We start from the raw sequence: 18,898 nt of genomic DNA on the forward strand, positions 1-18,898 counted from the left end.
TGAAGGAGTTCAACCATGTCAGAACTTCATGTCGATGGACCGCTTCAACCGGGTGATCGCGCGCCGAACATCGTGCTGGACGCCATCACACGCGATGGAACGATCGCTCTCCAGGATTTTCGCGGACATAGTCCGATATTGATCGGCTTGTATCGAGGGCTGCACTGCCCGTTCTGTCGGCGCCATATCGCGGCACAGGCGCAACTCGACGCAGCCCTGCGCGACAAGGGCGTCGAAAGTCTCACGGTCGTGAATACGCCCATCGAGCGCGCGCGGCTCTACTTCCGCTATCATCCATTGCCCAATCTGCTCGCCGCGTCCGACCCCGAGCGGGTCTCGCACCGTGCGTTCGGCCTGCCCAATCTCGAGTTCACGGAGAACGAGACCGAGTGGCCGCGCAAGGTGGGCATGGATGTGATCCTGAGCATGCCAGTCGACATGCCCGGCGAATTGCCCGAGCCGATGATTCGGCCCGCGGCTGCCGAGTACCTCAACAACAAGGACGGCTACGAGATGATGGAGGCCGATCAGCGGATGGCGGCGACCGGTCAGGGCCAGCTGTTCGGCCAGTTCCTGCTCGATCGTGAGGGAATCGTGCGTTGGACCTTTACCGAAGTTCCTGAAGGCGGCCAGCGCATGTTCGGGGCTCCGAGCCCTCAGGAGTTGATGTCGGCCGCCTCGCAGGTGGCAAGCTAGGCATCGCCGCCTGGTGATTAACCCGCTACCTTCGGCCGTTTCTCGGCGAGCGCGGCCGCCATCGCCGAGATCAGCGGGCGCATGAAATAGGCCTCATCGGCCGGCGACACGTCGGTGCGCAGGCCATGCGCGGCGAGCTCCCCCGACACCGCAGGGCCCACCGATGCAATCAGCGTCCGCTCCAACCCGGCGCGCAGCTTCGCCTCGCTGCCATGTGCCTTGGCGGCTTCGATCAGGCGGCGGACCTGGCCGAGATTGGTGAGCGCGATGGAGTCGATCCGTCCCTCCGCCATCTCGTCGATGGCGGCGACGATGTTGGCATCAGCGGCCTTGGAATCGTAGACATAGGGCAGCACGGTGTCGACCTCGGCGCCCTGCGCCGCGAGCGCGCTGGTCAGGGCGCCGTGGTCCTTGTCGGGATAGAGCTGCAGGCCGAGGCGCCGTCCCTTCAGGTCGAGCTTGCCCAGCATCTCGATCACGCCCTCGGTGGTCGGCTTCTCCGTGGTCTGCTGCGCCTCGAGCGAGATTTCACGCAGCGCCTTGCCGGGCTTCGGTCCGCGGGTGAATTTTCGCGATCCGGCGAGGGAGGCGACCAGGGCTTGATCGAGCCCGCGGGCCCGCGCGAGCTTCATGATCCGCCGCAGGCCTTCGCCGGTCATCAGCACGAGATCGTCAAAGGGCCTCTCGATGGCGCGGTGGATCCAGGCTTCGACGGGAGCGGGGTCCGGCGCATCGTGGATCGTGAACATCGGGCACTGGACGACATCGGCGCCTTGCTCGGCCAGGAGCTTCGAAAACTGCGCCTCCTCGCGTGTTTCCAGGATCAGGATGCGGGTGCCGTTCAAGCGGTCGGCCATGGGCGAGCTCCGGTATCAATCGCAATGGTACGTTCATCCTGACTCTGCGCCCGGGATTGGCGCAAGGCCAGCGTCGGTGCTAGAGCAGGGCGCAAATCGCGGGGTGTTCCGCAGCCGTTGCACAAACCTTCATCAAGACCCATGCCCGATCATCAATATGTCCTGACCCTGTCCTGTCCAGATCGTCCCGGTATCGTCTCGGCGGTGTCGACCTTCCTGGCCCATAATGGACAGAACATTCTCGACGCCCAGCAGTTCGACGACGTCGAGACCAAGAACTTCTTCATGCGCGTGGTGTTCACCGCGGCCGATCTTGCCGTGGAGCTCGCGGCGCTCCAGACCGGCTTTGCCGCGATCGCCGAGCGTTTCGGCATGGAGTGGCAGATGCGCGACCGCGCCGCGCATCGCAAGGTGATGCTGCTGGTGTCGAAGTCCGACCATTGCCTGGTCGACATCCTCTACCGCTGGCGCACCGGCGAGTTGCCGATGACGCTTGCGGCGATCGTCTCCAACCATCCGCGCGAGGTCTATGCCGGGCTCGACTTCGGCGGCATCCCGTTCCACCATTTGCCGGTGACCAAGGAGACCAAGCGGGAGCAGGAGGCGCAGATCATGGACCTCGTCGGCAAGACGAAGACCGATCTGGTGGTGCTCGCCCGCTACATGCAGATCCTGTCCGACGATCTCTCGGCAAAGCTTTCGGGACGCTGCATCAACATCCACCACTCGTTCCTGCCCGGTTTCAAGGGCGCAAAACCCTATCACCAGGCGCATGAGCGCGGGGTGAAGCTGATCGGTGCCACCGCGCATTACGTCACGCGCGACCTCGACGAGGGCCCGATCATCGACCAGGACGTCGAGCGCATCAGCCACCGCGACACACCGGAGGATCTCGTCCGCAAGGGCCGCGACATCGAGCGTCGCGTGCTCGCCCGCGCCATCCGCTACCATCTCGACGACCGCGTCATCCTCAACGGCCGCAAGACCGTGGTGTTCGTGGATTAGGGCACCGTCATTCCGGGGCGCGCGAAGCGCGAACCCGGAATCTCGAGATTCCGGGTCTGGTCCTTCGGACCATCCCGGAATGACGATTGTCTCTCAGCGCACCGCGCCAGCTGACGTCGTCCCCGTCGCGCCCTTCTGCGCCTGCTCTTCCTTCTCGCGATCGGCCGCCGGCATCAGCCGCTTGCGCTCGCGCTCCTTCATGTAGGCGTCGTATTGCGGCGTGCCCGGTCGCGGCGGGGCATCGGCCGGCAGGCCGCCGGCCCATTGCGGGACGTAGTCGCCCATGCCGGCCGAGAGTTTCTCGTTGACCGTGCCGCAGCCTGCAAGGCTGGAAGCGAGCAGGGCGACTGCAGCAGCGATCGAAAGCGAACGGGAACGCATGGACATCTTCTAGGTCGTGCCCGATCGGGCGCGGGATGAGGGGGCGCCGGATAGGCGCCAGCGGCGAACTATAGCCCTCAACATGTAAAATTGGCCTATTCGAGGGTGGGCAAGGCTGTATACAAAGAAGGTATTATAATAAGCAAATTTTGCCCTTGAAGGGGTAGGTTTAGCTGGTACGGTATACATCACGTATTTCCCCTTGGGTGAGCGTCACCCAAGTGGCCTCACCGCGAAGCAGGTGAGATGTCCAGATTCTGCAAATGAGAGGCGGAATCCTCCATCTACGGCGTCGCGCAGTCTTCATAAAATGGCGCCTCAACAACCACCGCCCAATCGGCCAGCGCCACGAGGGGCTTTTTCGTTGACAGGACCATTATATTTGTACAATCGTACAAATCTCTCCCTGTCGCCGTTGAGGCAGATCACGCGGCTTGCGCCGAATGGTCGCCCAACGTTCGATTGACAACGGGGTTGCAGAGGACGCCATGTGGCCGCGCGGCATGGCTTGTCCGTAAGTAAAGCGCGGCAAGGACCGGGCACTCGGTCCGGCTCACAAGAGGTCAGGAATGAAGGGGAGGGACATCTGATGTTCGAACGCAAGATTTTTTCACGCACCGCAGCGGTCGCTGCCATCGCGGGCCTCGCGGCCGTCGCGCCCGCCAAGGCGGAAGACACGGTGAAGGTCGGCCTGATCCTGCCGATGACCGGCGGCCAGGCCTCGACCGGCAAGCAGATCGAGAACGCGATCAAGCTCTACATGCAGCAGAAGGGCGACACCGTCGCGGGCAAGAAGGTCGAGATCATCGTCAAGGACGACGCTGCGATCCCCGACAAGACCAAGACCGCCGCGCAGGAGCTGATCGTCAACGACAAGGTCAACTTCATCGCCGGCTTCGGCGTGACGCCGGCAGCGCTTGCCGCCGCGCCGCTGGCGACGCAGGCCAAGATTCCGGAAGTCGTGATGGCGGCCGGCACCTCGATCATCACCGAGCGCTCCCCCTATATCGTGCGCACCAGCTTCACGCTGGCGCAGTCCTCGACCATCATCGCCGACTGGGCGGTGAGGAACGGCATCAAGAAGGTGGCGACGCTGACCTCGGACTACGCGCCGGGCAATGACGCGCTCAACTTCTTCAAGCAGAACTTCACCGCGGGCGGCGGTGAAGTGGTCGAAGAGGTGAAGACCCCGCTCGCCAACCCGGACTTCGCGCCGTTCCTGCAGCGCATGAAGGACGCCAAGCCCGACGCGATCTTCGTGTTCGTGCCGGCCGGCCAGGGCGGCAACTTCATGAAGCAATATGCCGAGCGTGGTCTCGACAAGGCCGGCATCAAGGTGATCGGGCCGGGCGACGTCACGGACGACGACCTGCTCAACAACATGGGCGACGCAGTGCTCGGCACGGTCACCGCGCATCTCTACTCCGCAGCGCATCCGTCCGCGATGAACAAGGACTTCGTCGCTGCCTACAAGAAGGCCTTCGGCAACCGTCCCGGCTTCATGGCCGTGAGCGGCTATGACGGCATCCACCTGATCTACGAGGCGCTGAAGAAGACCGGTGGCGACACCAACGGCGACAAGCTGATCGAGGCGATGAAGGGCCAGAAGTGGGAGAGCCCGCGCGGTCCGATCTCGATCGACCCCGAGACCCGCGACATCGTGCAGAACATCTACATCCGCAAGGTCGAGAAGGTCGACGGCGAGCTCTACAATGTCGAGTTCGCGACCTTCGAGGCCGTCAAGGATCTCGGCAAGACCAAGAAGTGACGCGCGAAAGCGCGTCATCCCCGAGTGCGCTTAGCGCGCATCGGGGATCTCGAAGTTGTTGAAGCGAGATTCCGGGTTCAGCGCCCCGCGCTGCCCCGGAATGACGAGCGTCCACCAGGAACGATCTACCCTCGATGACCTCTATCCTCACCAACCTGTTCGATGGCGTTGCCTACGGCATGCTGCTGTTCGTGCTCGCCTGCGGGCTTGCGGTCACGCTCGGCCTGATGAACTTCGTCAACCTCGCCCATGGCGCCTTCGCGATGACAGGCGGCTATGTCTGCATGGTGCTGGTCAACCGGATGGGCTGGCCGTTCTTCGCCGCGCTGCCGCTCGCCTTCGTCTCATCAGCTGCAATCGGCATCGCACTGGAGCGCACGCTCTACCGCCACCTCTACACGCGGAGCCATCTCGACCAGGTGCTGTTCACCATCGGCCTGACCTTCATGTCGGTCGCGGCCGTCGACTACATCCAGGGCTCGTCGCGCGTGTTCATCAATTTGCCGGCCGCGCTCCAAGGCCAGTTCGACGTGTTCGGCGTTGGCATCGGCCGCTACCGGTTGATGATCATCGTGATCTGCGGCCTGCTCACCATCGGGCTTCAGATGGTGCTGGCCAAAACCCGTTTCGGCAGCCGCCTGCGCGCTGCGGTCGATGACCCGCGCGCCGCCAGCGGCCTCGGCATCAACGTGCCGCAGGTGTTCGCCTTCACCTTTGCCTTCGGTTGCGGGCTCGCCGGTCTCGGCGGTGCGCTCAGCGCCGAGATCCTCGGTCTCGATCCGTATTTCCCGCTGAAGTTCATGATCTACTTCCTGATCGTGGTCACTGTCGGCGGCTCCTCCTCGATAACTGGTCCGTTCCTGGCCTCGCTCCTGCTCGGCATCGGCGATGTCGCCGGCAAATATTACGTGCCGAAGATGGGACCCTTCGTGATCTACACCATGATGATCGTGATCCTGATCTGGCGCCCGAACGGCCTGTTCGGCCGCACGGCTGCGCGTTGAGTTCGCCGATGACCGCTGCTTCCGACGTCGGGTATCACGCCCAGCGCCAGGCGCGCTGGCACTATGGCGAAGTCGCTTTCTGGCTCATCGTGCTGGCCTGCGGCTTTCTGTTTCCCACGCGCTATCTGATCATGACCGACATCCTGCGGCTGGCGCTGTTCACGATGTCGCTCGATCTGATCCTCGGCTATGCCGGCATCGTCTCGCTCGGCCACGCCGCCTTCTTCGGTGTCGGCGCCTATGCCGCGGGGTTGCTGGCGCTGCACGGCATCGTCAACGAGCCGGTGCTCGCGCTCATCGTCGCAGGCCTTGCCGCGATGGTGCTCGGTTTCGCCACCAGTTTCCTGGTGATCCGCGGCGTTGACCTGACCCGCCTGATGGTGACGCTCGGCATCGCGCTGCTGCTCGAAGCGCTCGCCGAGCGCTTCTCCAACATCACCGGCGGCACCGATGGCCTGCAGGGCATCGAGATCCAGCCGATCTTCGGAGCGTTTGCCTTCGACATGTTTGGCAAGACCGGCTTCTTCTATTCGCTCGCCGTCCTGTTCCTCCTGTTCCTGCTCGCCCGCCGCGTCGTGCATTCGCCGTTCGGACTGTCGCTGCGCGCGATCAAGAACAATGCGCTGCGGGCTGCCGCCATCGGCATCCCCGTCAACCGCCGCCTGATCGCGATCTACACGCTGGCAGCATTCTATGCCGGCATTGCTGGGGCGCTGTTCACCCAGACCACCGCGATCGCCTCCCTCGACGTGTTCGCCTTCGAGCGCTCCGCCGACCTGATGCTGGTCCTCGTGATCGGCGGCACCGGTTATCTCTATGGCGGGCTGATCGGCGCGGTGGTGTTCCGCATGCTCCAGGAATTGTTCTCCACCATCACGCCGCAATACTGGCAGTTCTGGATCGGCCTCGTGCTGGTCGTGATCGTGCTGGTCGGCCGCCAGCGGCTGCACCGTTGGGTGCTGTATGTGCCCAACCTCGTGATCAAGCAGGTCGCCGGGCGCAAGGCCGTCGTGGCCGTGCCGGAGAACGACGCATGACCATCGCGCTCGAAACCCGGAATCTCGAAAAGCAGTTCGGTGGCCTGCGCGTCACCCGCGACCTGTCCTTGAAAATCGAGCAGGGCGCCCGCCATGCGCTGATTGGCCCCAACGGCGCCGGCAAGACCACGGTGATCAACCAGCTCACCGGTGTGCTGAAGCCGAACTCGGGCCGCATCCTGCTCGAAGGCCAGGACATCACCGACCTGCCCGTGCACAAGCGCGTGCTGCGCGGCCTGTCGCGCACCTTCCAGATCAACCAGCTCTATCCCGACCTGACCCCGCTCGAGACCATCGGTCTCGCGGTCTCAGAGCGCCTCGGCCACGGCGGCGACTGGTGGCGGCGGATGGGGACGCGCAGCGACGTCAACGGCGAGATCGCCGAGCTGCTGACACGCTTCCATCTGCTTGACGTCATGAACGAAGAGACCGTGACGTTGCCCTACGGCAAGCAGCGCCTGCTCGAGATCGCGGTCGCCATTGCTGCCAAGCCGCGCGTGCTGCTGCTCGACGAGCCCGCCGCCGGCGTGCCCGAAAGCGAGCGCCACGATATTCTCGCCGTCGTCGGCGCGCTACCGCGCGACGTCACGGTGCTGCTGATCGAGCACGACATGGATCTCGTCTTCTCCTTTGCCGACCGCATCTCGGTGCTGGTCTCCGGCGCGCTGCTCACCGAGGGCCCGCCCGAGCAGGTCGCGCGCGATCCGCAGGTGAAGGCGGTCTATCTCGGCGAGGAGGCGGTCAATGTCTGACCTACTCGCAATCGATGCACTTCGCGCCGGCTACGGCGAGGCCGTGGTTTTGCCGAAGATGTCCCTGCGCCTTGCGGAGGGGCAGGTGCTCGCGCTGCTCGGCCGTAACGGCACCGGTAAGACCACGCTGATCAATTCCATCGTCGGCGTCACCCGCCGCTTCTCCGGCACCGTCGCGCTGGCCGGCACCGACGTCACCACCTTGCGGCCCGATCAGCGGGCGCGCGCCGGCATCGGCTGGGTGCCACAGGAGCGCAACATCTTCCGCTCGCTCACCGTCGAGGAGAACATGACGGCGGTGGCCCAGCCCGGTCCCTGGACGGTGGAGAAGGTCTACGAGATGTTCCCGCGGCTGAAGGAGCGGCGGACCAATTTCGGCAACCAGCTCTCCGGCGGCGAACAGCAGATGCTGGCGATCGGCCGCGCGCTGACCCTCAATCCGAAGGTCCTGCTGCTGGACGAGCCGACCGAGGGCCTCGCCCCCATCATCGTCGAGGAGCTGCTCAAGGCGATCGGGACCATCACCCGGGCAGGGGGCATCTGCTCGATCATCGTCGAGCAGAATGCCCAAAAGATTCTGGGGCTCGCCGACCGCGTTGTGATATTGGAGCGCGGAACGATCGTCCACGACGCCCCGAGCGCCGCGCTGAAGGCCGACCCCTCGGTCCTGGAGCGCCACCTCGGCGTCGCAGGGGCGGCGGCCCACTGATCTCCGCCTCTCCTCGCAAGCGGGGCGAGGCAGTAAAAATTGTGCCGACTGAAATTCGGGAGAAACAAGAATGCAGCGAACCAAAGCCCCCTTCCGCGCCGACGAGGTCGGCAGCCTCCTGCGTCCCGCCAAGATCAAGGAAGCCCGCGCAAAGCTTGAGAAGGGCGAGATCTCGGCCGATGATCTGCGCAAGATCGAGGACATGGAGATCGAGAAGGTCGTGCACAAGCAGGCCTCGCTCGGGCTCAAGCTCGCCACCGACGGCGAATTCCGCCGCTCCTGGTGGCATTTCGACTTCCTGGCCAAGCTGACCGGCTGCGAGCTGTTCCACCCCGACACCGGCATCCAGTTCACGGGCGTGCAGACCCGTCACGATGCGGTGCGTGTGATCGGCAAGCTCGACTTCCCCGATGACCATCCGATGCTGGACCACTTCCGCTTCCTGAAGAAGGTCGCGGACCAGGCCCACGTCACCGCCAAGATGACGATCCCGTCGCCGGCCGTGCTGCACTTCCGCGGCGGCCGCAAGGCGATCTCCAAGGACGTCTACCCCGATCTCGAGGCCTTCTACGAGGACCTCGGCAAGACCTACCGCAAGGCGGTGAAGGCGTTCTACGACGCCGGCTGTCGCTATCTCCAATTCGACGACACCGTCTGGGCCTATCTCTGCTCGCAGGACGAATTGCAGAAGGCGCGCGAGCGCGGCGACAATCCGGACGGCCTGCAGCAGATCTATGCTCGCATCATCAATTACGCGCTGGCGGAGAAGCCCGCCGACATGGTGGTGACGACGCATGTCTGCCGCGGCAATTTCCGCTCGACCTGGATTTCCTCGGGCGGCTACGAACCGGTGGCCGAGACCCTGCTCGCCGGCACCAATTACGACGGCTACTTCCTCGAATACGACAGCGATCGCGCCGGCGGCTTCGAGCCGCTGCGCTTCCTGCCCAAGGGCAACAAGGTCGTCGTGGTCGGCGTCATCACCTCGAAGTTCGGTGAGCTCGAGAAGAGGGACGACATCAAGCGTCGTCTGGAGGAAGCCGCCAAGTTCGCGCCGCTGGAGCAGCTCGCGCTGTCGCCCCAGTGCGGCTTTGCTTCGACCGAGGAAGGCAACATCCTCTCCGAGGAAGAGCAGTGGGCCAAGCTCAGCCTCGCGGTCGAGATCGCGAAGGAAGTTTGGGGGCAGTGATCCGGCGCAGCCGCGGCATCGCGTGAGCGACGCATCGGAGCTGCTTAATCGTCGACATCAGAGCGGGGCCGGACTTGTCCGCCCCGCTTTTCTTTTGCGCAGCAGAGTCTTGCGGATCAGCCGCTGCGCCGGCGCCTCGAACCAGCGATAGGTGAGGTGCGAGGCGACGAGTGTCGGCAGCACGAAGGCCGCCCAGAACAGATGATCGCCATAGGGAATCGGTCGCTGCAGGGCGGCGCAGACGAGCGCGATGACGAGCTGGATGGGGAAGTGCAGGAGATAGCAGGAATAGGTCATGTTGCCGGCCGTCTCCAGCAATGTCTCGACCCGCCGCGGCAAGGTGAGCTGGTCCGAGCAGCAGAACAACAGGATCGGCGCATAGGTCAGCAGCAGCGGTCCTGCGACCGGGACGAGCTCGATGTCCGCCAGCCAGAGCGCCGCGGGCACCGCGATGGCGGCGCACCCGGCCATCGCCTCCAACATCCGTCGATGCCGTGAAAAGACGACGGCCTGCCGGGCCATGGCGGCAAGCCCGCCTGCATAGAAGAAAGCCAGGCTGGTTCCGACCTGGCTGCCAAACGTGATCGAGGCGAGGATCACGACAAGATTGAGCAGCGGGGATGCGGTCACAAAGCGCAGCGTCAGGAAGAAGGTTGCATAATCCACGATCTCGACCGAGACCGACCAGATCGGTCCGTTGAAGCTTTCGCTGCGTGGCGGCAGCCAGTCGCTTGCCATGAACAGCTGCGCGACGAAGTGCGGGACATCGTTGTTCTGATAGACGAAGTAGACGCCATGCTGCGCGAAATAGATCGGCTGCAGCACGGCGACCAGCAGCAACGTCGCGATATGGAGCGGGTAGAGTCGCGACAGCCGGAACACGAAGAAGGTTCGGGCGTCGATCGTGCGATCGGCGACGACGGCGCGATATTTCCAGAAGAAAATGAAACCCGAGATGCACCAGAAGAACCAGACGCCGTATTCGCCGGCCTCGTAGAATGGGAACAGAGCGCCGTAGAACGGCAGCTCGCTTCTGTTGAGATTGACGCGGGGCCCGGCAGCGAAGGCGAAGTGCTGGTAGTGCCACATCAAGACGGCGATGGTTGCAAGGAAACGCAACCCCTCCAGTCCCAGCAGCTTCTGGGCCTGCGGCAATGTCGACGTTTCCGGCATGACGATACTGTCTCGGCTAACCGGGCCGCGTCAGCCTTCCTTGATGTGGTTGATCACCACCAGCCACGGGTCGTTCTGCCGGTCGGGATTTTCAGCGTCGCCTGATCGATCAGCGGAATGTCGGCGGGAGCAGTGCCGGCTGCCTGCCACGCGGCAGCGAACTCCGCTTTGCGCGCCGCCTCGCTCGATGCTGCACCTTGCGAGAAACCAGGTTGTGATCCGGATACGACAGACAGGACGATGCCGACAGCGGCAACGAATTTTCCCACGGGTTCCCCCAGCGATCAGTCCACCGACGGTCGGTGTTACCGGTACTGTAGGATAACGATAGGCGACGGGATAGAGCATCCTCAGGTTGCGTTCGACTATCTCGCTGGCTGTTGCAATTTTAGCGCGCTTGCGCCTGGAGTCGTCACCCTCGCTAGAACCGCAAATCGCAACGGTTGGGGGCTGCTTGTTCCTCGGGGCGCTCGTCTGGCTGTGGCACTCTGGAGGCACGATGCAAGCTTGCCCTCACTTCTCCGCCAGATAGACCTCGCCCAGCAGCGACGAATTCGACCACGGCACCTGCTTGTTCTTCGTGCTCGAGACCACCTCCGCCCGCACGCGCGTGAGCATCTGCTGCACCTCCAGTCCGGGCGTGCCGATATGGCGGGACAGTGCAGCGGAGAACGGTGAATTCGCGCCTTCGCCGTCGAGCGCGACCTGGCCCGGTGCGGTAGCGAAAGCGATCAGAGTGCCGGCACCCAGCGTTGCGCCGGCGCCCAGGCTCGTGGGCGCAGCGAGACCCGAGGCGCCCTCGATGCCGCGATTGGTGCCGGCGCTCGCCACCTGCTGCGCCATCGGATTGTTGCGGCAGGCATCGAAAATCAAAATATTGGTGCGGACCTGGTCGTCGAGGCCGGCCATGATCGTGTCCATGTCGATCATCGCCTCTGTCATGCCCGCGCCCGGCTTGAGCTCGACGTCGACGGGAATGAGGTAGTTGCGGCCGTCTACCTGCACGCCGTGGCCGGCATAGTAGACCAATGCCACTTGCGCCCGCGCAGCCTCGCGCAGAAAGTCACGCGTCATCTTCTGCATCGTCGCGCGGTCGAGGTCGACGCCCTCCGACACGGTGAAGCCGATGTCGCGCAGGCTTTTCGCGACCGCGCGCGCATCGTTGGGCGGATTGGGCAGCGCCTTCACATGCGCATAGGCGCCGTTGCCGATGATCAGCGCCATGCGTGCGCCGCGGACGGCAGGAGCGGGCGAGGGAAGAGGTACCGCGCCGGTCTGCTGCGGGGCAGGGGTTGTCGTCGGTGGCGTTGTGGGTGAGGGCGCATCGCGCGGGATCGGCGCGGCTGCATCCGTCACCAGCGACAGCCGCACCTTTGCCGTTGCCTGGTTGGCCCTGCTGCCGGCATCGGACGCCACGATCGCCAGCGTCGCCGTGTAGTCGTCGCGTGCGCGTGCGTAGTCGCCCTTGGCTTCATAGGCCAGCGCGCGGTGGGTGTAGCCCGAGATCAGCACGCTGTTGGGCGGCGTCATGATGTTGACCGGGGGCTTGTCCTTGGCGAGCCGGATCGCTTCGCTGCCGTCGGCGATGGCGCGATCGAAATCGCCCTTGGCGCGCCAGATCGAGGTGCGGTTGATCAGCGGCTGCGGCAGCGTCGGGTCGAGCCGGATCGCCTGGTTGATGTCGGCGAGCGCACCGTCGAGATCGCCGAGCGCTTCCTTCGAGATGCCACGGTTCTGGAACGAGAACGCCGATTTCGGATCTGATTTGATCGACATGTCGTAGTCGGCGATCGCCTGGGCATAGTCGCGCTTGCCGCGCCAGGCATTGCCGCGATTGTGGAAGATGATGCCGCTGGGCGGGCCGAGCTTCAGCGCATCGTCGAAATCGGCGATCGCGATGTCGTAGTCGCCCTTGTCGTAATAGGCCGAGCCCCTGAGGTTATAGACCGCCTGTCTCGGCTGCAGCCGGATCGCCTCCGTCGTGTCGGTGATGACCTTGGCGTAGTCGCCCTTCTTGTTCCAGCCCACGGCCCGCCAGAAATAGACGGTCGCGAGCTGCTCGCCCTTGAACACCTTCAGCGCGATGATCTTGGTGCAGGCGTCGACCATCTTGTCTGCCGGGGTGGTCTCGGTCGTGCAGAGCGGCCCGAGCTGGTTGCGCGCCTGCGCCAGGGCGGATGCCGGCCACAGTGCGGCGGTGAGCAGGCAGAGCGCGACAAACAGGCGGCGCATGGTGGTCGTCCCATAGGAGGAGAGGCGCTTGTTTGTTGCCCGGCCGCGCCAAGGGGTTCACCCGTCCTGCCAGTGAGAAGGCGGGGGGAAGGGATTTGGCCCCTATTTCCCCGGTGGGCAGAATTTGCTAAGAGGCAGTCCCCAATTGCTCTGCCCACTCTCGTCCCACTCATGAAAAACGACGAAATCCTGAGCCAAATCACCGAGTTCTGCCGCAAGGCGGGCATGGCCGAATCGACCTTCGGCCGGCGTGCGGTGAACGATGGGAAGCTCGTGCAGCGCCTGCGCGAGGGCAAGCGCATCACCATCGACACGCTTGAGCGGATCCAGGCCTATATCGCCGCATCGACGACCGGCGGCCTGCCGCCGCCGCGGGGGCTTCAGGTGCCCCCGGAGAAGCGCGATCCCCGCGGCAATTTCCGCTTCTTCGAGAACCGGCAGAAATATCTGCTGTTCGTCCACACCTGCAGCGAAAAGCGGGTGATCGCGGACCGGGTCGCGCTGGAGCTTTCGGCGATCCACCCGCGCCCGCCGGCGCTGCGCATGTTCGACGCCGGCGTCGGCGACGGCACGGTGCTGGCGCGGGTGCTGCGGGCGACGCACCAACGCTACCCGCACATGCCGTTCTACGTAGCCGGCAAGGAGCTCAGCCTCGAGGACCTACGCCTGACGCTGGAAAAGGTGCCGGACCGCATTTTCGAGCATCCGGCGTCGGTTTTTGTCTTCACCAACATGTTCTATTCGGAGGCGCCCTGGCTCACGCCGGCATCGCCCGCGGCGGCAGCGGCCACTGTCTGGCACGAAGTCCCGCTCCGGGGCTCTTCATCGGGCGAGTTCGAGCAGCAGATTGCTGAGCTGCGGCCGTTCCTGGAGCAGAACTGGCGCGCCGCGATCAGCCCGCGCACGGCGATGCCGCTCTACGAGCGGCCGGTCGTCCTCGTGCTCTATCGCGAGGACCACAGGTTCCTGCTGGATTCGACGATCCCGCGGCCGGGCCAGACCGAGGCCAATTTCGACCTCGTTATTGCATCCCAGCCATACCGTGCCCTGTCCTCGGTCAATTTCCGGGCAAAACGGATCATTGCGCCGCTGGCGCGGGCCCTTCGGCCCGGGGGACGGCTGATCGGAATCCACTCCCATGGTCACGATCCCGGCATGGAAATGATCCAGGCGATCTGGCCTGGAGAAAATCCTTTCGCAGTCAGCCGGCATGAGATATTGCGCGCCGTGAAGTACGAGCTTGGATCGTTGGGCCGTGACTTAAATTTTAACGCATATGCGGACAACCGTTCGATCTTCAGGTATGATATGGAAGCGCTGCCCAACGAGGTTACGGGCAATATCGGAACCTCGACGGCCTTTGCAGCGTGGAATGCGGCGGTGTATGTCGCTCAGATCGAGGACGACCGGTTGACAGAAATGACTCAAAACGGCCGCACTCTGGATGCCGCCAGGGACGTGCTGAGAAAGTACAACGGCCTCTGGTTTCTTGACGAATCATACGTCATCTCGCGCCGGCGTGATTGACACAATCCAACCGTAAACATCGCAAACGAACCGCCGTCGAGTGGCGGAACAAGGGGTTACAGATGCGCGCGTCCTATCTTTTCACCAGCGAGTCCGTGTCCGAGGGGCATCCCGACAAGGTCTGCGACCGGATCTCCGATGAAATCGTCGATCTGTTCTACCGCGAGGGGCCGAAAGCCGGCATCGATCCCTGGGCCATTCGCGCCGCCTGCGAGACGCTGGCGACCACCAACAAGGTCGTGATTGCGGGCGAGACCCGCGGTCCGAAGTCCGTCACCAACGAGCAGATCGAGAGCGTCGTTCGCGGCGCGATCAAGGACATCGGCTACGAGCAGGAAGGCTTCCACTGGAAGACTGCTGACATCGAGATCCTGCTGCATCCGCAGTCGGCCGACATCGCCCAGGGCGTCGATGCGCTTCAGCCGGGCGAGGTCAAGGAAGAGGGCGCGGGCGACCAGGGCATCATGTTCGGCTACGCCACCAACGAGACCCCGGATCTGATGCCGGCGCCGATCTTCTACGCCCACAAGATCCTCCGCCTCATCTCCGAAGCCCGTCACTCCGGCAACGAGAAGGTGCTCGGTCCGGACTCCAAGAGCCAGGTCACCGTGCAGTACGAGAACGGCAAGCCGGTCGGCGTGCGCGAGATCGTGGTCTCGCACCAGCACCTGGTTCCGGACCTCACCTCGAACCAGGTCCGCGAGATCGTCGAGCCCTATGTGCGCGAGGCGCTGCCGAAGGAGTGGATCACGCCGAAGACCATCTGGCACATCAACCCGACCGGCAAGTTCTACATCGGCGGTCCCGACGGCGATTCCGGCCTGACCGGCCGAAAGATCATCGTCGACACCTATGGCGGCGCGGCCCCGCACGGCGGCGGCGCGTTCTCGGGCAAGGATCCGACCAAGGTCGACCGTTCGGCGGCCTATGCCGCGCGTTACGTCGCCAAGAACATCGTCGCGGCCGGTCTTGCCGACCGCTGCACGCTGCAGCTCGCCTACGCCATCGGCGTGGCGCGCCCGCTGTCGATCTACATCGACACCCACGGCACCGGTAAGGTGTCGGAGGACCAGCTCGAGCAGGCCGCCGCCAAGGCGATGGACCTCACCCCGCGCGGCATCCGCAGCCATCTCGACCTCAACCGCCCGATCTACGCGCGCACGTCGGCCTACGGCCATTTTGGCCGCACGCCGGACAACGAGGGCGGCTTCTCCTGGGAGAAGACCGATCTCGTCGAGCAGCTGAAGCGCGCGCTCTAGCTCTCTTGCGTCATTCCGGGGCGCCGCGACAGCGGCGAACCCGGAGTCTCGAACCTTACGGATTCCGGGTTCGCTCGTTTTGCGAGCGTCCCGGAATGACGATCCCAACAAACAGGAACCCCCTATGAACGCGAAGCCCGGCTTCACCGATTACATCGTCAAGGACATCTCGCTCGCCGATTTCGGCCGCAAGGAACTCTCGCTGGCCGAAACCGAAATGCCCGGCCTGATGGCCACCCGCGAGGAGTTCGGCCCGAAGCAGCCGCTGAAGGGCGCGCGTATCGCCGGCTCGCTGCACATGACGATCCAGACCGGCGTGCTGATCGAGACGCTGGCTGCACTCGGCGCCGACATCCGCTGGGTCTCCTGCAACATCTATTCGACGCAGGATCACGCCGCCGCCGCGATCGCGGCCGCCGGCATTCCCGTCTTCGCCGTCAAGGGCGAGACTCTGAAAGAGTACTGGGACTACACCGCAAAGCTGTTCGACTGGCACGGCGGCGGTCACCCGAACATGATCCTCGATGACGGCGGCGACGCCACCATGTACGTCCATCTCGGTCTGCGCGCCGAGAACGGCGACACCGCCTTCCTCGACAAGCCCGGCTCCGAGGAAGAGGAAGTCTTCTTTGCGCTTCTGAAGAAGCAGCTCAAGGAAAAGCCCAAGGGCTACTTCGCCGAGATCGCCAAGAGCATCAAGGGCGTGTCTGAAGAGACCACCACGGGCGTGCATCGTCTCTATGACATGCAGAAGGCGGGCACGCTGCTGTGGCCGGCCATCAACGTCAACGACAGCGTCACCAAGTCGAAGTTCGACAACCTCTATGGCTGCCGTGAATCGCTGGTCGACGGCATCCGCCGCGGCACCGACGTGATGCTGTCGGGCAAGGTCGCGATGGTCGCGGGCTTCGGCGACGTCGGCAAGGGCTCGGCCGCCTCGCTGCGCCAGGCCGGCTGCCGCGTGATGGTGTCGGAGGTCGATCCGATCTGCGCGCTGCAGGCCGCGATGGAAGGCTACGAGGTCGTGACCATGGAAGACGCCGCGCCCCGCGCCGACATCTTCGTCACCGCCACCGGCAACAAGGACATCATCACCATCGAGCACATGCGCGCGATGAAGGATCGCGCCATCGTCTGCAACATCGGTCACTTCGACAACGAGATCCAGATCGCGTCTCTGCGCAATCTGAAGTGGACCAACATCAAGCCGCAGGTCGACGAGATCGAATTCCCCGACAAGCACCGCATCATCATGCTGTCGGAGGGCCGCCTCGTGAACCTCGGCAACGCGATGGGCCATCCGTCCTTCGTGATGTCGGCGTCCTTCACCAACCAGACGCTGGCGCAGATCGAGCTGTTCGCCAACAACAAGGACGGCAAGTACAAGAAGGAAGTCTACGTGCTGCCGAAGACCCTCGACGAGAAGGTCGCCCGCCTGCACCTCGCCAAGATCGGCGTCAAGCTCACCGAACTGCGCAAGGACCAGGCCGACTACATCGGCGTCAAGCAGGAAGGTCCGTACAAGTCGGACCACTACCGCTACTGAGTCCACACCGGTTCGACCGACCATCGACGCAAAGCCCCGGAGCGATCCGGGGCTTTGTTGTTTCGGCGCATGGAATTCAACTCGCTTTGCGGTTGCGGCACGGCTGATTGCCAATTGACGGCCAGCAGTGGCGGGCGGACAATCCTCCCTGGCGGAGGAAACCATGCAACAAGAACATGTCGACGTGCTGATCGTCGGTGCCGGGCTATCCGGCATCGGCGCAGGCTATCATTTGCAGACCAAGTGTCCGGGCAAGAGCTACGTCATCCTGGAGGGGCGCGACTGCATCGGCGGCACCTGGGACCTGTTTCGCTATCCCGGCATCCGCTCGGACAGCGACATGTTCACGCTCGGCTATTCCTTCAAGCCGTGGACGGATCCGAAGGCGATTGCCGATGGCCCGCAGATCCTCAATTATGTGCGCGAGACCGCAGCCGAGAACGGCATCGACAAGCACATCCGCTTCCACCATCGCGTCAAGCGCGCGGCGTGGTCGACGCCGGATGCGCGCTGGACCGTCGAGGCCGAGCGCATCATGGGTGAGGGCGCGACCGAGCTCGTGCGCTTCACCTGCAATTTCCTGTTCATGTGCTCGGGCTATTACAAGTACGAAGCTGGCTATACGCCGGAGTTCAAGGGTACGGCGGATTTCGCCGGCCGCATCGTGCATCCGCAGAAATGGACCGAGGACATCGACTACGCGGGCAAGCGCGTCGTCGTGATCGGCTCCGGCGCAACCGCGGTGACGCTGGTGCCGGAGCTTGCCAAGAAGGCGGCGCAGGTCACCATGCTGCAGCGCTCGCCGACCTACGTGGTGTCGCGCCCGGCGCAGGATCCCGTCGCCAACAAGCTGCGCCGCAATCTGCCGGCGCGGCTTGCCTATCATCTGATCCGCTGGCGCAACGTGATGTGGGGGATGTTCTTCTTCCAGCTCAGCCGGCGCCGGCCTGCGAAGGTGAAGGACCTCATTCTTAAGGGCGTGCAGATGGCGCTCGGCCCGAACTACGACGTCGCGACCCATTTCACGCCGCGCTACAATCCCTGGGACCAGCGGCTGTGCCTCGTTCCCGACGGCGATCTCTTCAAGGCGATCCGCGAGCAGCGCGCCTCCGTCGTCACCAGCGAGATCGACACTTTTACGCGCGACGGCATCCGCTTGAAGGACGGTCGGGAACTTGCGTCCGACATCATCGTGACCGCGACGGGCCTGGTGCTCCAGGTCGTCGGGGGGCTCGAAGTCAGCGTCGATGGCCGCGCCGTCGATTTCGCGAGTACGCTGACCTACAAGGGCATGATGTATGCCGACGTGCCGAACATGGCCTCGGCCTTCGGCTACACCAACGCGTCCTGGACGCTGAAATGCGATCTCACCTGCGAATATGTCTGCCGTCTCATCAACTACATGGACCGGCACAATTTCCGTCAATGCATGCCGCACAATGACGACCCTGAAATCACCGCGCAGCCCTCGCTCGATTTCACCTCGGGCTACGTGCAGCGCTCGGTCGCAAAGATGCCGAAGCAGGGCTCGAAGCGGCCGTGGCGGCTGTACCAGAACTACGCGCTCGACATCGTCTCGCTGCGTTTCGGCCGGATCGACGACGGCGTGATGCAGTATTCCTGATCTTGCTACGTGGGATACCGGGTTAGCCTCGCGTTCGCTTGAGACGAATCGCGACTTGCGGTAGTGTTTTTGCGCTGCAAGAAGTTTAGTTCCGACAACGTCTGAGTTCCGCGTCGTTGCCGTCTTAAGGGGAGCGCAG

17 protein-coding genes are annotated in these 18,898 nt (G+C 64.0%); 12 read left to right on the plus strand and 5 right to left on the minus strand.

Features of this window, described 5'->3' with window-relative positions; genetic code table 11:
• Positions 1-15 precede the first annotated feature (15 nt).
• Positions 16-696 carry a redoxin domain-containing protein gene (locus tag JQ635_RS04285; protein ID WP_211408629.1) on the plus strand — a complete coding sequence of 227 codons (681 nt, stop codon included), beginning with the start codon at positions 16-18 and terminating at the stop codon, positions 694-696.
• A 17-nt stretch (positions 697-713) separates the two neighbouring features.
• Here the strand turns inward: JQ635_RS04285 and JQ635_RS04290 are convergent, their stop codons facing one another.
• Positions 714-1,553 carry a uroporphyrinogen-III synthase gene (locus JQ635_RS04290; protein WP_211408630.1) on the minus strand — a complete coding sequence of 280 codons (840 nt, stop codon included), beginning with the start codon at positions 1,551-1,553 and terminating at the stop codon, positions 714-716.
• Positions 1,554-1,694: 141 nt separating this feature from the next.
• On the opposite strand from JQ635_RS04290, the gene purU reads away from it, so the two are divergent.
• Positions 1,695-2,558 (plus strand): formyltetrahydrofolate deformylase, encoded by an 864-nt coding sequence (gene purU, locus JQ635_RS04295; RefSeq protein ID WP_211408631.1) that lies wholly within the window; start codon positions 1,695-1,697, stop codon positions 2,556-2,558.
• A 93-nt stretch (positions 2,559-2,651) separates the two neighbouring features.
• On the opposite strand, the gene JQ635_RS04300 is transcribed toward purU, so the two are convergent.
• The gene (locus JQ635_RS04300; RefSeq protein ID WP_211408632.1) at positions 2,652-2,945 is read right to left on the minus strand and encodes a hypothetical protein; all 294 of its coding nucleotides are present in this window, start codon (positions 2,943-2,945) and stop codon (positions 2,652-2,654) included.
• Between the two features lie 583 nt (positions 2,946-3,528).
• Here JQ635_RS04300 and JQ635_RS04305 point away from each other — a divergent pair.
• From JQ635_RS04305 to JQ635_RS04330, 6 genes are all read left to right on the plus strand, one after another.
• On the plus strand, positions 3,529-4,707 hold the full coding sequence (locus JQ635_RS04305) for an ABC transporter substrate-binding protein (protein WP_211408633.1): 1,179 nt from the start codon (positions 3,529-3,531) through the stop codon (positions 4,705-4,707).
• Positions 4,708-4,841: 134 nt separating this feature from the next.
• The gene (locus JQ635_RS04310) at positions 4,842-5,711 is read left to right on the plus strand and encodes a branched-chain amino acid ABC transporter permease (protein ID WP_211408634.1); all 870 of its coding nucleotides are present in this window, start codon (positions 4,842-4,844) and stop codon (positions 5,709-5,711) included.
• Positions 5,712-5,719: 8 nt separating this feature from the next.
• The gene (locus JQ635_RS04315) at positions 5,720-6,748 is read left to right on the plus strand and encodes a branched-chain amino acid ABC transporter permease (protein WP_211408635.1); all 1,029 of its coding nucleotides are present in this window, start codon (positions 5,720-5,722) and stop codon (positions 6,746-6,748) included.
• The gene (locus JQ635_RS04320) at positions 6,745-7,500 is read left to right on the plus strand and encodes an ABC transporter ATP-binding protein (protein ID WP_211408636.1); all 756 of its coding nucleotides are present in this window, start codon (positions 6,745-6,747) and stop codon (positions 7,498-7,500) included. Before JQ635_RS04315 ends, JQ635_RS04320 begins: the two co-directional genes overlap by 4 nt.
• A complete protein-coding gene (locus tag JQ635_RS04325) occupies positions 7,493-8,209 on the plus strand; it encodes an ABC transporter ATP-binding protein (RefSeq protein ID WP_211408637.1) in 717 nt (238 codons plus the stop codon). Before JQ635_RS04320 ends, JQ635_RS04325 begins: the two co-directional genes overlap by 8 nt.
• 70 nt (positions 8,210-8,279) lie before the next feature.
• Entirely contained in the window at positions 8,280-9,398 is a 1,119-nt protein-coding gene (locus JQ635_RS04330) for a cobalamin-independent methionine synthase II family protein (RefSeq protein WP_211408638.1), read from the plus strand.
• Between the two features lie 57 nt (positions 9,399-9,455).
• Here the strand turns inward: JQ635_RS04330 and JQ635_RS04335 are convergent, their stop codons facing one another.
• The 3 genes from JQ635_RS04335 to JQ635_RS04345 form a co-directional block, all read right to left on the minus strand.
• The gene (locus tag JQ635_RS04335) at positions 9,456-10,571 is read right to left on the minus strand and encodes an acyltransferase family protein (protein WP_211408639.1); all 1,116 of its coding nucleotides are present in this window, start codon (positions 10,569-10,571) and stop codon (positions 9,456-9,458) included.
• A gap of 53 nt (positions 10,572-10,624) precedes the next feature.
• Entirely contained in the window at positions 10,625-10,840 is a 216-nt protein-coding gene (locus JQ635_RS04340) for a hypothetical protein (RefSeq protein ID WP_246583306.1), read from the minus strand.
• A gap of 244 nt (positions 10,841-11,084) precedes the next feature.
• Positions 11,085-12,803, minus strand: coding sequence for a caspase family protein (locus JQ635_RS04345; RefSeq protein ID WP_211408640.1), 1,719 nt, complete (start codon positions 12,801-12,803; stop codon positions 11,085-11,087).
• 171 nt (positions 12,804-12,974) lie between these two features.
• Between JQ635_RS04345 and JQ635_RS04350 the strand changes: the two genes are divergently transcribed.
• The 4 genes from JQ635_RS04350 to JQ635_RS04365 all read left to right on the plus strand — a co-directional run bounded on the left by JQ635_RS04350 (position 12,975) and on the right by JQ635_RS04365 (position 18,759).
• Positions 12,975-14,330: a hypothetical protein gene (locus JQ635_RS04350; RefSeq protein WP_211408954.1), complete on the plus strand. Its 1,356-nt coding sequence runs from the start codon at positions 12,975-12,977 to the stop codon at positions 14,328-14,330.
• A 62-nt stretch (positions 14,331-14,392) separates the two neighbouring features.
• Positions 14,393-15,589: a methionine adenosyltransferase gene (metK, locus tag JQ635_RS04355; RefSeq protein WP_211408641.1), complete on the plus strand. Its 1,197-nt coding sequence runs from the start codon at positions 14,393-14,395 to the stop codon at positions 15,587-15,589.
• Between the two features lie 124 nt (positions 15,590-15,713).
• Positions 15,714-17,135, plus strand: coding sequence for an adenosylhomocysteinase (gene ahcY, locus JQ635_RS04360; protein WP_211408642.1), 1,422 nt, complete (start codon positions 15,714-15,716; stop codon positions 17,133-17,135).
• Between the two features lie 163 nt (positions 17,136-17,298).
• The gene (locus tag JQ635_RS04365) at positions 17,299-18,759 is read left to right on the plus strand and encodes a flavin-containing monooxygenase (RefSeq protein ID WP_211408643.1); all 1,461 of its coding nucleotides are present in this window, start codon (positions 17,299-17,301) and stop codon (positions 18,757-18,759) included.
• The last annotated feature ends 139 nt before the right edge of the window (positions 18,760-18,898 follow it).

This window comes from Bradyrhizobium iriomotense (assembly GCF_018130765.1).
GTDB lineage: Bacteria > Pseudomonadota > Alphaproteobacteria > Rhizobiales > Xanthobacteraceae > Bradyrhizobium > Bradyrhizobium iriomotense_A.